The sequence below is a fragment of the Streptomyces populi genome (genome assembly GCF_002911015.1).
In the GTDB taxonomy this organism is placed as follows: domain Bacteria; phylum Actinomycetota; class Actinomycetes; order Streptomycetales; family Streptomycetaceae; genus Streptomyces; species Streptomyces populi.
Genome location: NZ_KZ626859.1, coordinates 24963 through 38945 on the forward strand (window position 1 = coordinate 24963; position 13983 = coordinate 38945).

The 13983-nt window shown below is 72.4% G+C and carries 12 protein-coding genes; 5 read left to right on the forward strand and 7 right to left on the reverse strand.

Annotation, left to right across the window (positions count from 1 at the left end):
- Positions 1 to 6: 6 nt before the first annotated feature.
- Both CW362_RS13070 and CW362_RS13075 read left to right on the forward strand, forming a co-directional pair.
- Positions 7 to 1245 (forward strand): MFS transporter, encoded by a 1239-nt coding sequence (locus CW362_RS13070; RefSeq protein ID WP_103549597.1) that lies wholly within the window; start codon positions 7 to 9, stop codon positions 1243 to 1245.
- Positions 1205 to 2524: a D-arabinono-1,4-lactone oxidase gene (locus CW362_RS13075; RefSeq protein WP_103549598.1), complete on the forward strand. Its 1320-nt coding sequence runs from the start codon at positions 1205 to 1207 to the stop codon at positions 2522 to 2524. The genes CW362_RS13070 and CW362_RS13075 overlap by 41 nt, the downstream gene beginning before the upstream one ends.
- On the opposite strand, the gene CW362_RS13080 is transcribed toward CW362_RS13075, so the two are convergent.
- A complete protein-coding gene (locus CW362_RS13080; RefSeq protein WP_103549599.1) occupies positions 2448 to 3242 on the reverse strand; it encodes a hypothetical protein in 795 nt (264 codons plus the stop codon). The two genes, CW362_RS13075 and CW362_RS13080, sit on opposite strands and share 77 nt — an antisense overlap.
- Before the next feature lie 472 nt (positions 3243 to 3714).
- On the opposite strand from CW362_RS13080, the gene sepH reads away from it, so the two are divergent.
- On the forward strand, positions 3715 to 4767 hold the full coding sequence (gene sepH / locus CW362_RS13085) for a septation protein SepH (RefSeq protein ID WP_103549600.1): 1053 nt from the start codon (positions 3715 to 3717) through the stop codon (positions 4765 to 4767).
- 82 nt (positions 4768 to 4849) lie between these two features.
- On the opposite strand, the gene CW362_RS13090 is transcribed toward sepH, so the two are convergent.
- Positions 4850 to 5677, reverse strand: a complete 828-nt coding sequence (locus CW362_RS13090; protein ID WP_103549601.1) for a sulfurtransferase — start codon at positions 5675 to 5677, stop codon at positions 4850 to 4852.
- Between the two features lie 314 nt (positions 5678 to 5991).
- On the opposite strand from CW362_RS13090, the gene CW362_RS13095 reads away from it, so the two are divergent.
- The gene (locus tag CW362_RS13095) at positions 5992 to 6792 is read left to right on the forward strand and encodes a VOC family protein (protein WP_103549647.1); all 801 of its coding nucleotides are present in this window, start codon (positions 5992 to 5994) and stop codon (positions 6790 to 6792) included.
- A 117-nt stretch (positions 6793 to 6909) separates the two neighbouring features.
- Here the strand turns inward: CW362_RS13095 and CW362_RS13100 are convergent, their stop codons facing one another.
- The 4 genes from CW362_RS13100 to CW362_RS13115 form a co-directional block, all read right to left on the reverse strand.
- Positions 6910 to 7557: a thymidine kinase gene (locus tag CW362_RS13100; RefSeq protein ID WP_103549602.1), complete on the reverse strand. Its 648-nt coding sequence runs from the start codon at positions 7555 to 7557 to the stop codon at positions 6910 to 6912.
- Between the two features lie 45 nt (positions 7558 to 7602).
- Positions 7603 to 8790: an alkaline phosphatase family protein gene (locus CW362_RS13105; RefSeq protein WP_103549603.1), complete on the reverse strand. Its 1188-nt coding sequence runs from the start codon at positions 8788 to 8790 to the stop codon at positions 7603 to 7605.
- Positions 8790 to 9377, reverse strand: a complete 588-nt coding sequence (locus CW362_RS13110) for a DUF5998 family protein (RefSeq protein ID WP_206300944.1) — start codon at positions 9375 to 9377, stop codon at positions 8790 to 8792. The genes CW362_RS13105 and CW362_RS13110 overlap by 1 nt, the downstream gene beginning before the upstream one ends.
- Positions 9378 to 9696: 319 nt before the next feature.
- A complete protein-coding gene (locus CW362_RS13115) occupies positions 9697 to 12525 on the reverse strand; it encodes a bifunctional acetate--CoA ligase family protein/GNAT family N-acetyltransferase (RefSeq protein WP_103549605.1) in 2829 nt (942 codons plus the stop codon).
- Positions 12526 to 12700: 175 nt separating this feature from the next.
- Between CW362_RS13115 and CW362_RS13125 the strand changes: the two genes are divergently transcribed.
- Positions 12701 to 12982: an HPr family phosphocarrier protein gene (locus CW362_RS13125; protein WP_103549606.1), complete on the forward strand. Its 282-nt coding sequence runs from the start codon at positions 12701 to 12703 to the stop codon at positions 12980 to 12982.
- Positions 12983 to 13206: 224 nt separating this feature from the next.
- Here CW362_RS13125 and CW362_RS13130 read toward each other — a convergent pair whose 3' ends face one another.
- Positions 13207 to 13899, reverse strand: a complete 693-nt coding sequence (locus CW362_RS13130; RefSeq protein ID WP_103549607.1) for a GntR family transcriptional regulator — start codon at positions 13897 to 13899, stop codon at positions 13207 to 13209.
- Between the last annotated feature and the right edge of the window lie 84 nt (positions 13900 to 13983).

Below are 13983 nucleotides of genomic sequence, written 5' to 3' on the forward strand. Positions count from 1 at the left end.
ACCCGCGTGCCCAGCCCCTACCGCGCCCTGTTCGCCGCCCCCGGTTCCAAGAGCTTCTCCGCCGCGGGCCTGCTCGGCCGGATGCCGCTGTCCATGATGGGCATCGGCGTCGTCACGATGATCTCCCAGCTGACCGGGCGCTACGGCCTCGCGGGCGCCCTGTCGGCGACCATCGCGCTGGCGGCCGCGGCGATGGGCCCGCAGGTCTCGCGACTGGTGGACCTGCACGGTCAGCGGCGGGTCCTGCGCCCGGTGACGCTCTTCGCGCTCACGGCCGCCGGGGGGCTGCTGCTCGCCGCGCACTTCGGGTGGCCGGACTGGGTCCTGTTCGCGTGCGCGGCCGGCATCGGCTCCGTCCCGAGCATCGGCGCGATGATCCGGGCCCGCTGGGCGGCGCTCTACGGAGGCACCCCGCAGCTGCACACCGCGTACTCCCTGGAGTCCGTGGTGGACGAGATCTGCTTCATCTTCGGGCCGATCATCTCCATCGGCCTGTCCACGGTGTGGTTCCCGGAGGCCGGACCGCTGCTCGCCGCCTGCTTCCTGACGGCCGGGGTCTTCTGGCTGACCTCCCAGCGCGCCACCGAGCCCCGGCCGCACCCGCGCGAACAGCACAGCGGCGGCTCGGCGCTCCGCTCGGCCGGACTCCAGGTCCTCGTGGCCACGTTCGTGGCGACCGGGGCGATCTTCGGAGCCGTCGACGTGGTCACCGTCGCGTTCGCCGAGGAGCAGGGCCACAAGGGCGCCGCGAGCGTCGTCCTGGCCCTCTACGCGGCGGGCTCCTGCCTCGCGGGAGCCGTCTTCGGACTGCTGCACTTCAAGGGGGCCGCGGAAGGAAGGTGGCTGCTGGGCATATGCGCGATGGCCGTGAGTATGATCCCCCTCCTACTGGTCGGAAACTTGCCGTTCCTGGCCGTGGCGCTGTTCGTTGCGGGCCTGTCCATCGCTCCCACGATGATCACGACGATGTCCCTCATCGAGCAGCACGTACCTCGCGCGAAATTGACCGAAGGCATGACCTGGGTGAGCACAGGACTCGCGGTCGGGGTCGCGCTCGGCTCCTCCGTGGCCGGCTGGGTGATCGACTCCGCCGGCGCGAAAGCCGGGTACGGGGTTCCGGCGGTGTCCGGGGCCGTCGCGGTCGCGGTCGGTTTCCTCGGGTACCGCCGGCTCAGCAGGCCGGTTCTGCAGCGGGGAGGGTCTCATGAGCACCGCAGTGAGCGAGAAGAGCGGCACGTGGCGTAACTGGGCGGGAAACGTCACCGCCCTTCCCGCACGGGAGGTCACCCCTGCCTCGGTGGACGAACTCTCCGCCGCCGTGCGCAAGGCGGCCGAGGACGGTCTGACGGTGAAGGCCGTCGGCACCGGGCACTCCTTCACGGCCGCCGCCGCGACCGACGGCGTGTTGATCCGGCCTCAGCTGTTGACCGGGATCCGCAAGATCGACCGTACGGCCATGACGGTCACGGTCGAGGCGGGCACCCCGCTCAAGAGGCTCAACACGGCTCTCGCGCGCGAGGGTCTGTCGCTCACGAACATGGGCGACATCATGGAGCAGACGGTCTCGGGGGCGACCAGCACCGGAACCCACGGCACCGGGCGCGACTCCGCCTCGATCGCCGCGCAGATCAAGGGGCTCGAACTGGTGACGGCGGACGGGTCGGTGCTGACCTGCTCCGAGAGCGAGAACCCGGAGATCTTCGCGTCGGCCCGCATAGGCATCGGCGCCCTGGGGATCGTCACCGCGATCACCTTCTCCGTGGAGCCCCTCTTCCTGCTCACGGCCCGCGAGGAGCCGATGAGTTTCGACAAGGTCATGACCGATTTCGAGGAACTCTTCACCGAGAACGAGCACTTCGAGTTCTACTGGTTCCCCCACACCGGGAACTGCAACACCAAGCGCAACAACCGCAGCGCCGGTCCCGAGAACCCGGTGGGCCCCGTCCGCGGCTGGATCGAGGACGAGTTCCTCTCCAACGGCGCCTTCCAGGTGGCCAATCTGCTCGGCCGGGCCGTTCCCGCCGCCATCCCCTCGATCGCCGGGATCTCCAGCCGCGCGCTGTCCGCCCGGACCTACACCGACATCCCGTACAAGGTCTTCACCTCTCCCCGCCGCGTGCGGTTCGTGGAGATGGAGTACGCGGTTCCGCGCGAGGCCCTCGTCGAGACGCTGCGCGAGCTGAAGTCGATGGTCGACAGTTCGACCCTGCGGGTCAGTTTCCCCGTGGAGGTGCGGACGGCTCCCGCCGACGACATCACCCTCTCGACGGCGTCCGGGCGGGAGAGCGCGTACATCGCCGTCCACATGTTCAGGGGCACCCCCTATCAGGCGTACTTCACCGCGGCCGAGCGGATCTTCACCGCGCACGAGGGCCGACCGCACTGGGGCAAGGTGCACACCCGCGACGCGGAGTACTTCTCCCGGGTCTATCCGCGCTTCGGCGAGTTCACCGCGCTGCGGGATCGACTCGATCCGGACCGGCGCTTCGCGAATGACTACCTGCGGAGGATTCTGGGGCCGTGACGGTCGCGCTGGGTGCGGGAGCCGGGGTCCCGTCCCCGGCCTCCGGCGCCGAGGACGCGCCGTCCCCCGGGGTCGGCACGGCGGTCGCGCCGTCGTCGGCACCGCCGCCGTCGCCCGTGCCGGCCGAGCCGGCACCGTCGGCGGACGGCGTCGGCTCCTCCCGGGAAACGGACGGCGAGGACGGCGAGGACCCGGTCGACGGTGCCGTACCGGACCCCGAGCTCCCCGAGCCCGCGGTGTGCCCCTTGAAGGCGTCGCCGACCGTCGTGCTCGCGCCGTCGCCGCTGAAGCTCCGCCCCGAGACCGTCTCGTACGTGGTGATTCCGGCCATCGTGACGCCGAAGACGAGAGCGGTCGCGACCAGCGGCCTCTTCCAGCTCTTGACCCGCGCGCGGTAGACGGTCCCTTCGGTGAACTCGCCAAGAGGACCGGGCAGCGGCCGGGGCTTCGGTCTCGCCGGCACCGTCACGTCACGGATCTGTTCGCCGGTGCGCCTGAAGAAGTGCTGGAAGAGCGTCCCCCCGCAGGTGGCGACCACGCTGACCAGCCCGGCGCCCAGGATCGTCCCGTAGACGCCGAAGTAGGACGCGAGTTTCGCCGCGACCACCGCGGCGACCGCGCTCCCCGCCACCTGAGGGACGCTCAGGTCCAGTCGCCTCTTCCTCGGTTCCACGTCGGCACCCGGCTGCTCGCCGCCGACATCCGGCTTCTCACGCATTCCCGGACCTTGCCTGCCTTTCCCGTACTTGATCGACCGATCGTACGAGAAAGGGACGTACGGGCGAAACGATTGGTTCCGTTTCTGCCGATTACGTGAAGTGCGCCACGCCCGACACCCACCGAAAGGACGTCCGGATCGGCCAACTGGCACCCCTCGCCAGAAGTTGGGCCGCGTGCCGATCCACGCATGTGGCCCGAATGGAGTACTGTTGCGAGCCCTGGGTCCGGACTCCCGCCAGGGTGTCCGGGGCCTGCAGGACCACCGGGAGGGGGGCTCGTTGCACAGGGTGATGGAGTTCGTCACTTAGCGTTGCGAATAGGTAACCGTGCCATAACGGCAACCCCGGGCCCGCGCCCGACACGCCGGGCAACTCGGCAAGGTTGTGGCAGGCTGCACCCGGGCAGGCCACACTCGACTAGCGGAAGCAGCGACGCACGTGACGTCGGCAGGCACCACCCGGGAGGTCCCCATGCCCGAACTGCGTGTCGTGGCCGTCTCTAACGACGGCACACGGCTGGTGCTGAAGGCTGCGGACAGTACGGAATACACGCTTCCGATCGACGAGCGGCTGCGCGCCGCCGTACGCGGCGACCGTCCCCGCCTCGGCCAGATCGAGATCGAGGTGGAGAGCCATCTCCGCCCCCGTGACATCCAGGCGCGTATACGCGCCGGCGCCTCCGCGGAGGAAGTCGCCCAGCTCGCCGGCATCCCCGTCGACCGCGTACGCCGTTTCGAGGGACCCGTGCTGGCCGAGCGCGCCTTCATGGCCGAGCGCGCCCGGAAGACTCCCGTGCGCCGTCCCGGGGAGAACGCCGGTCCCCAGCTCGGCGAGGCCGTCCAGGAGCGGCTGCTGATCCGGGGTGCCGAGAAGGACACCGTCCAGTGGGACTCCTGGCGCCGTGACGACGGCACCTGGGAAGTCCTGCTGGTCTACCGCGTCGCGGGCGAACCGCACGCCGCGAGCTGGACCTACGACCCGCCCCGGCGGCTCGTCCAGGCCGTCGACGCCGAGGCGCGCTCGCTGATCGGCGAGTCCGACGACCTCGCGGCGCCCGAGCCGAGCTTCCCGTTCGTGCCGCGGATCGCACGGCTGCCCCGCGACCGTCCGCTGGATCGCGCCCTGGACCGGCAGTCGGAGCGTCCGAGCCTGCCCCCGGCCTCCCCGGAACCGGCCGAGGAGACCGAGGACCGGGACTCGCTGACCAGTCTCCTGGAGGCGGTGCCCAGCTTCCGGGGCGACATGGTGGTGCCCGAACGGCCCGCCCCCGCCGAGCGGACCGACGCCGAGGAGCCCGCACCGGAGTCCGAGGAGGAGGAGCCCCCGGCTCCCGCGGCCTCGGCGGGTGCCGGTTCCGCGTACGCGGACGTGCTCATGCCCCGCTCGGTGGGCAGTCACCGCGACCGGCTCGTCGGGGCGACCGACCGCCAGGCCGAGGCCGACGGGGTCCGTCCGGGCCGCAGGGCGGCCGTCCCGAGCTGGGACGAGATCGTCTTCGGCACGCGGCGGAAGAAGCAGGACTGACCGGAGTCACGGCGACGGGTCCCGCACCGGATCGGTGCGGGACCCGTCGCCGTGCGCGTCGGCGCGAGTGACGCCGCAGGCGTCACTGCGGGTCGGGGCCCACCGCGACGGGGCGGTCTCCGTCCCGGGACCACTCCGACCACGAACCCACGTACAGCGCCGCGGGAACCCCGGCCACGGCGAGGGCCAGCACCTCATGGGCGCCCGAGACCCCGGAGCCGCAGTAGACGCCGACCTCGGTCGCCGGTGTCACGCCGAAGGACTTGAAGCGGTCGGCGAGTTCGGCCGACGGCAGGAACCGTCCGTCCTCCGTGACGTTCTCGGAGGTGGGCGCGGAGACGGCACCCGGGATGTGACCGCCGACCGGATCGATCGGCTCGACCTCGCCCCGGTACCGCTCCCCCGCGCGGGCGTCCAGCAGCAGCCCGGTGCGGGCGAGCGCGGCCGCACCGTCCGCGTCGAGCGACGGCCGGGCACCGGCCGTCGGCACGAACGTCCCGGGCGCGGGTGAGGGGATCTCCGAGGACACCGGTCCGCTCCAGGCGGCGAACCCGCCGTCAAGCACGCGTACCGAGGGGTGACCCGAATAGCCCAGCAGCCACCAGGCGCGCGCGGCGGCCCAGCCCTGCCCGCCGTCGTACACGACGACGTCACGGTTCTCGGACACTCCCGCGGCCCGCATCGCCGCGCCGAAGAGCTCGGGGTCGGGGAGCGGATGCCGGCCCGCCGCACCGGCCGGACCAGCGAGTTCGGAGTCCAGGTCGACGAAGACGGCACCGGGGATGTGCGCGTTCTCGTACTCGGAGCGCAGGTTGGGACCGCCCAACCGCCAGCGGACGTCGAGGAGCACCGGCGGGTTCGGCCCGGCCAGGTCACTGGCGAGTTCGGGTGCCGTGATGATGGCGTTCATGACCCCATCCTCGCGCACGGGGTGGCCGCTTCGACCGTGTCGGGCTACTCTGCTCCGCCGTGCGGCCCCGATCACCGGACGTATGGGATCGGGCACATGCTGTACAACTGATGGCCACCACACGGCGATCGCTCCGCGACGGACGGCGGATCGGACGTCCCCCGTCCCGCACAGCTCGACGGCGGCACGGACGGGACGCACGGCATGACCGGTGGTGCGGGCATCGGCACGGGGCGTGCACGGACGCGACCGGGTACGCGTGTTCGCAGGCGGAAGGTGACCGGCCACCGCGAGGGGCCGAGAAGAGAGTGACGATGACCGAGGCACGGGAATCGGCCGACCCGAACGGCACCACGCACGCCCGGCACACGCCCGGGTCACCCTGCTGGGTGAGCCTGATGACGCATGAGACGGCCGCGACCCAGGACTTCTACGGAACACTGTTCGGCTGGGAGTTCCAGCCCCGTCCCCCGCGGACCGGCTCCTACGCGTGGGCGCTTCTCGACGGCCACGAGGTGGCCGGGATCGGCCAGTTGCCGCCGGACCGGCACCTGCCGGTCGCGTGGACGCCCTACTTCGCCTCGGCCGACGTGGACCGGACCGCCGAGACGGTACGGCACAGCGGCGGAACCGTGGGCGTGGGCCCGCTGGACGCCGGGGCCGGCCGCCTGGCGATCGCCTCCGACCCGTCGGGCGCCGTCTTCGGCATCTGGCAGGGGGTGGCCCGGCCGGGCACGGGGATCACCGGCGTGCCCGGCACCCCGGCGTGGAACGAGCTCGTGACGCGCGACACCGAGAGCGTCGTCAAGTTCTACGAGGGGGTCTTCGGCTACGAACTGGAACCGGCCGTCTCGGCCGACTTCGATCATGTGGCCCTGCGCATCGACGGCCGGCCGGTGGCCGGCGTCCACGGCGTCGGGAACGCCCTGCCGCGCGACCGGGGCCCGCACTGGCTGACGTACTTCGAGGCCGCCGAAGTGGACGGCGCCGTCCGCCGCGTCACGGAACTGGGCGGGCGTCTCCTGCGGGCGGCGCACGACTCCCCGTACGGCCGCGTGGCGACGGTGGCGGACCCGGAGGGCGCGGTCTTCTCGCTGATCCGTACCGTCACCTGATTCCGCGAGCCGTCCGGCCCGGTGCTCCGGCGGCCCGGCACCGGGCCGGACGGAGGACACCGGGACGAGCACCGGGCTCGGGGCCGGACCTTCGGGAACCGCTCCCGGAAACGGGCCTCAGGCCGAGGCGATCGGCAGGACGTCGGGGGACAGGGCGCTCGCGCGGGCCGTGGCGGCCGTCATACGGCGCCGGTGGTGCCGGCGGCACAGGACCTCGTAGCCGATGTTCTCGGGCTGGTTGACGTCGCCGACGACGACCTGGGCGCCTTCGACGACCATCTCGCCGCCCACGGTGCGGGCGTTGTGCGTGGCGCGGGCGCCGCACCAGCACAGGGCCTCGACCTGGAGGACCTCGACCCGGTCCGCCAGCTCGACGAGGCGCTGGGAGCCCGGGAAGAGCTTGGAGCGGAAGTCGGTGGTGATCCCGAAGGCGAAGACGTCGACATCCAGGTCGTCCACCACACGGGCCAGTTGGTCGATCTGCGCGGGGGCCAGGAACTGCGCCTCGTCCGCGATCACGTAGTCCGCCCGGCCGCCCTGCGAGAGGTGGTCCACCAGATACGCGTACAGGTCCTGGTCGTCCGCCACCTCGACCGCGTCGGTGACCAGACCGAGGCGCGAGGAGAGCTTGCCCTCGCCGGCGCGGTCGTCACGCGTGAAGATCATGCCCTGCAAGCCCCGCGCCGAGCGGTTGTGCTCGATCTGGAGAGCCAGCGTGGACTTCCCGCAGTCCATCGTTCCGGAGAAGAACACCAGCTCGGGCATGGAGAGTTGAGCACCTTTCGGCAAGGGGGAAAGAAGGGTGGGGCGTCAGGAGCGTACTTGGAGGAGGGGCACCAGTTGCTCGGCCGGGGTCATCGAGCCGTGGTTGCCGACCATCAGCGACTCCTTCGGCTCCCGCTCGGACGCGATGATCAGGACGTCGTCCCGGGCGGCGGCGATGACGTCGCCCAGCCGGCCGTACACCCGCTCGTCGACCCGGGGACCGAACCAGCCCGCCTCGATCGCCTCGTCGCGGGAGGCGACCCAGAACTGCTCGCCCAGGACCTCGCGCCAGCAGGTCAGCACGTCCGCCTCGGCCCCGGGGACCGCGTACACGTGGCGGGCGCGGCCCTCGCCGCCCAGCAGGGCGACCCCGGCGCGCAGCTCCCAGTCCTCGTCGAAGTCGATGCGGTGCTGCTCGTCGAACGGGATGTCGATCATGCCGTGGTCGGCCGTGACGTACAGCGCCGAGCGCGGCGGCAACTGCTCCGCGAGGCGCTGGACCAGCCGGTCGACGTACATGAGCTGGCCGCGCCAGGGATCGGAGTCGACGCCGAAGCGGTGGCCCTTGCCGTCCACCTCCGCGTAGTACGTGTAGACCAGGGAGCGGTCACCGGCGGCCAGTTGCTCGGCGGCGAGGTCCACGCGTTCCTCGCCGGACAGCCGGCCGTGGAACGTCCCGCCGCTCAGCGCGATCTTCGTCAGCGGCGTGTTCTGGAAGGTCGGCGAGGAGACCTGGGCGGTGTGCACACCGGCCGCGTCGGCCAGCTGGAAGATCGTGGGGTAGGGCTGCCAGGCGCGCGGCTCGGTCCACGGGTTCCAGCGGAGCTGGTTCATCAGCTCGCCGGTGGCGGGGTTGCGCGCGGTGTAGCCGGGCAGGCCGTGGGCGCCCGGGGGCAGGCCGGTGCCCACGGAGGCGAGCGAGGTCGCGGTGGTGGCCGGGTAGCCGGCGGTGATCGGACGTCCGGTGCCGCCGCGCGAGGACGCGAGGAGCGACGTCATGAAGGGTGCCTCGTCCGGGTGAGCCTTGAGCTGCTCCCAGCCGAGACCGTCGATCAGGAACACGCAGTTCCGGTCGGCCGCGGTCAATTCGGTCATGGCGGCGGTCGCACCGGGCACGGACATGCCGGCGGCGAGCGTGGGCAGCAGATCGGCCAGCGAACCGGCGCCGTACTCGGGAACGGGGGCGGAGTCGACGGCGAGCGGTTCCGGGTGGTCCCAGGTGGGCAGGGCCATCAGCGGGCGACGTCCGCGGTCGCCTCGGAGAGGGACTGCGCGAAGGCGAGGGCCTGGCGGACGGTCTCCGGACCGTCCCCCGCCTCGCTCACCCGCAGGCTCAGGTCGTCCGCCGTCGAGTTGCCGGTGTAGCCGTGATCCGCCTCGCAGTTGGGGTCACCGCAGGCGGCCGGCTCCAGGTCGATGCGGGAGACCGCGCCCCAGCCGATGGTCAGGACCACTTCCCGGGGCAGCGTGCCGGGCGTGTACGACTCGGGGTTCGCGACGACACGGCTCACGACGACCGAGGAGATCCGTCCGAGCTTGACCGACTCCGTCGAGGTCGTGGCGTACGGGGTCGGGGACGTGGTGTCCGCGTTCTGCTCGTCGGTGTGGCTCACGATGAAACGGTTGCCGGTGAGGACCAGCACGGTGACGTGCCGCCGCACCTCGTTCGCGTCGAACGTCGTCTCCTGGTGGACCAGGTACGACCGGATGGTGTCGCCGCCGATCGCGGCCTCCACCGCCTCGGCCACGAGGGCCGGGTAGTAGCCGCTGCGCTCGATCGCCGCTCGCAGCCCCTGGGTCGTCGTACTGGTCTTGGCCATGTCGTCCATCCTACGGGGGCCCACTGACTGCGAGGCACCGCTCGCACGGGTCTGTCGTGGACGGATCAGACCGAACCGCGCGAGGCGGCCGGCCGGACGCGGGCACGGCGGGGGCCGCCGCGCGGGCGCTACGGACGGGACGGGCGGGGCGCGCGGGGCGGCCCCGGGCGTCCGGGCCGGTCAGACCGCCGACGGCACCGCTCGGGTGACGGCGGGCGTCCGGACCGGGACCGCCCGCCGTCACGGAGACGTCCCCTTCGGGGATCCCGGACAGCGGGACGGCCTGGGCGGCCCGGACGGCGGGGACGGCCCGGACGGCTCAGACCACGGGCAGGGTCCGGGGACCGAGGTCGTCCCGGAGCGGGGCACGGGCCAGCCGTACCGTGGCACCCAGGACGCTCAGGCCGGCCGGGGCGACCACCACCGGCTCCAGCGAGACCGCGACGACCTCCGGATGGTCGTCGACCAGCCGGGAGACCCGCAGCATGAGCTCTTCGAGGGCCGCCGTGTCGACCGGCGCGGAGCCCCGCCAGCCGAACAGGAGCGGTGCCGTCCTGATCGACCGGACCAGGGAGGCCGCGTCCCGGTCGGTGACCGGGACCAGCCGGTGCGCGGTGTCCCCGAGCAGTTCGGAGGCGGCCCCGGAGAGCCCGAAGGAGAGCACCGCCCCGGCGGCCGGGTCGATCACCGCGCGGACGACCGTGTCGACACCGCGCGGCGCCATGCCCTGCACGACCGGGCGCAACACCGTCGGCGGCCCGAACAGCTCGGTCAGCTCCGTGTACGCCCGGCGCAGCTGTTCCTCGTCCGCCACGTCCAGGCGCACGCCGCCGAGGTCGGCGCGGTGGCGCAGATGCGGGGCGGTGGTCTTGAGAGCCACGGGGTATCCGATGGTCCGCGCGGCCGCCACGGCGTCGTCCGGGGTGGGGGCGGGCAGGGCGTGGTGCACGTCGATGCCGTACCGCCCGAGCAGCGCCGCCGTCTGCTCGCCCCCCAGGGTCAGGCCCTCCCCGCGCGCGAGGAGGTCGTCGATCAGCCGGGCCGCGCCCTTCTCGTCGATGTCCTCGTACTCGGGCACCTTGCCGGGCTCGCCGGCGTCCAGGCGCCACTGGGCGTACTTGACGGCTTCGGCGAGGGCGCGGACGGCGCGTTCGGCGGCGGGGTAGGCGGGGATGAGCCGGGAGTCCGGCGCGGGTTCGGCGCGCTCCGCGGCGGGCGAGGCGTCCGAGGGGTGGAAGCGGGCGCCGGGTGTCGCGCCGGTCGCCGTCCCGGGGGCCTGCGGGGCGGTGCTCGCGGCGGCGGACAGCGCTTCGGCGAGTCCGCCCAGTTCGACGTGCACCACGAGCACCGGCTTCGCCGGGGCTTCCAGGGCGGAGGAGCGGAGCGCCTCGGCGAGGGCCGCGTCGGCCGCCTGGGTCTCCCCCACCGCCGGTATGGCCGTCACGACGACGGCGTCGCAGCCGTCGTCGGCGAGGGCCCGCGACAGGGCCCGGTGGAAGTCCTCCGCCGAGGCCGCCGTGGTCAGGTCCCTCGGCGGCAGCGGCCGGAGCCCTTCGGCGAGACACGCGTCGTACGTCAGCAGCCCCAGCGACTCGGAGTTCCCGAGGATCGCCACGCGGGGTCCCCGGGGAAGCGGCTGGCGGGCCAGCAGCAGGCCCGCGTCGACGAGTTCGGTGATCGTGTCCACCCGGATCACTCCGGCCTGGCGCAGCAGCGCGGAGACGGTGGCGTGCGGCAGCCGGGTGGCCCGTACGGCGTGTCCCTGGGGTGCCGTCCCGCCGTGCCGCGCCCCCTGGACCACGACCAGCGGCTTCACCGCCGCCGTCCGCCGCGCGAGGCGGGTGAACTTGCGCGGGTTGCCGATGGACTCCAGGTACATCAGGGCGACGTCGGTGTCCGGGTCGTCGTACCAGTACTGCAGTACGTCGTTGCCGGAGACGTCCGCCCGGTTCCCGGAGGAGACGAAGGTCGACACACCGGTGACGCCCGTGACGCCGCCGCCGCGCCGGTGCAGCCGGGACAGCAGGGCGATGCCGATGGCGCCGGACTGCGCGAACAGGCCGATGCGTCCGGGGCGGGGCATCTGCGGGGCGAGCGACGCGTTCAGACGCACGTCGGGCGACGTGTTGATGACGCCGAAGGCGTTCGGACCGATGATGCGCATCCCGTACGTGCGCGCGTGCCGCACGAGTTCGCGCTGGCGCTCGCGTCCCTCGGGGCCGCTCTCCGCGTACCCGGCGGAGACCACCACGAGCCCCTGCACACCGTGCTCCCCGCATTCCGTCACGACCCCGGGGACCTGCTCGGCGGGCACGGCGACGACGGCGAGGTCGACGGGTTCGGTGATGTCCCTCACGGAGCGGTGGGCGGGGACCCCGTCGAGCTCCTTCTCCTGGAGCGCCGCGTTCACGGCGTGCAGGCGTCCGGTGAAGCCGGCCTGGCGGAGGTTGTCGAGGACGCTGCGGCCGACCCCGCCGGGTGTGCGCCCGGCACCGATGACGGCCACCGAACCGGGGGCGAGCAGCCGCTGCACGGAGCGGGCCTCGGCCCGCTGCTCCCGCGCGCGCTGCACGGCGAGGGACCGGTCGGTGGGTTCGAGGTCGAACTCCAGGCGTACGACGCCGTCCTCGAAGCTGCGCTTCTGGGTGTAGCCGGCGTCCGTGAACACCTTGATCATCTTGTTGTTGGCGGGCAGCACCTCGGCGGCGAAGCGGCGGATGGCGCGCTCGCGGGCCACCGCGGCGATGTGTTCGAGCAGCGCGGAGGCGACGCCCCGGCCCTGGTGGGCGTCCTGCACGAGGAAGGCGACCTCGGCCTCGTCGGCGGGCACCGAGGCGGGCATCCCGTCGGCGTCGATCCGGTCGTAGCGTACTGTTGCGATGAACTCGCCGCCCACCGTGGCCGCGAGCCCCACCCTGTCCACAAAGTCGTGGTGGGTGAAGCGGTGGACGTCCTTTGCGGAGAGCCGCGGATACGGCGCGAAGAAGCGGTAGTACTTCGACTCGTCCGACACCTGCTCGTAGAAGCTGACCAGGCGCTCGGCGTCATCGACGGTGATGGGCCTGATGCGTGCGGTCCCGCCGTCGCGCAGCACCACGTCGGCCTCCCAGTGGGCTGGGTACTCGTGCCGGTCCGCCGAGGTCTGCATGGGCCCCAGACTACGGCTCGCGCACGACAACGGCGCGAGGCAGTCTGAGGGTGACGGACGTCGGGGCCGGTCTCCGGCCGACACCGCCGCGGGTGAGGTCCGGGACCGTTCGGGCACACCTCGCGATATGGAACACTGGTCTAGACAACCTTGAGCACCTGAAGGGCAGCATCACATGGCTGAGCGCCGCGTCAACGTCGGCTGGACCGAGGGCCTCCACGCCCGCCCCGCCTCCATCTTCGTCAGGGCCGCCACGGCCTCGGGCATCCCCGTGACGATCGCCAAGACCGACGGCACCCCCGTCAACGCGGCCTCCATGCTCGCGGTCCTCGGCCTGGGCGCCGAGGGTGGCGAGGAGATCGTTCTCGCGTCGGACTCCGAGGGCGCGGACGCCGCCCTGGACCGCCTGGCGAAGCTGGTCGCCGAGGGCCTCGACGAGCTCCCCGAGACCGTCTGAGCCCGCAAGGTACTCGAGCGGCACACGGCCGAGCCGCGCCTCCCCTTCACCGGGCGGCGCGGCTCGGCCGTTTTCCGCGTCCGCCCGGGAATTCCCCACGCGTCCCGTGCGACCCTCGCGCCATGGACACGCGAATGGCGTGCGCCGAAATTACGGACACACGAATAAAAGGGCATCAGAAAAGAGCCCCTGTCGAATATCCCTCTTTGTATACGGTGCCCGTGTTAATGACACGGGCCCGTCGTGTTTACGGGATGTTGCGAACTTCTCACACGGTCCGACCGGTCGCCGCCGGGAAAACGGAGCCGGTGCGCGGCCGTCGCGCGCTCGGTGTGCAGGGCGGTGATCGCGCGGGCCCGCTCGCTGTCGCCGCGGGCGACCGCGTCCACGATGCCTCCGTGCTCCGCCCAGGACTCCGCGGGGTCGGCCGGCGCCTCCACCGAGTACATCCAGGCGATCTTGTGGCGCAGCTGGGCGAGCGTGGAGGTCAGCGCGGGACTGCCCGAGGCCTGCGCGAGCGTCTCGTGGAACCAGCCGCCCAGCGAGCGGAGATCCTCGCTGTTCCCTTTCCTGGAACGCTCCTGCCCGAGCCTGACCAGGCCTCGCAGCACCTTGAGGTGGGCCTCCGTACGCCGCTGCGCCGCCCTCGCGGCACCCAGCGGTTCCAGCAGCATGCGCATCTCCAGGAGGTCCGCGGCCTCCTGTTCGGTGGGCTCCGCGACACACGCGCCCGCGTGCCGTCGGGTGACCACGAAGCCTTCGGCCTCCAGGGTGCGCAGGGCCTCGCGGACGGGGACGCGGGAGACGCCGTAGCGCCGCGCGAGCAGTTCCTCGGTGAGCCGGCCGCCGCGTCCGTAGACACCCGCGACGATGTCGTCACGGATCGCCGTGCACACCGAGTGCGCCGGAATACGCATGACCGACCTCCGCTTTAATCCCCGCGAAACGCCATCGATTGACGCTTGTTCAGTGACTCTATTGCAGGAAGCCTGAATTTCCGA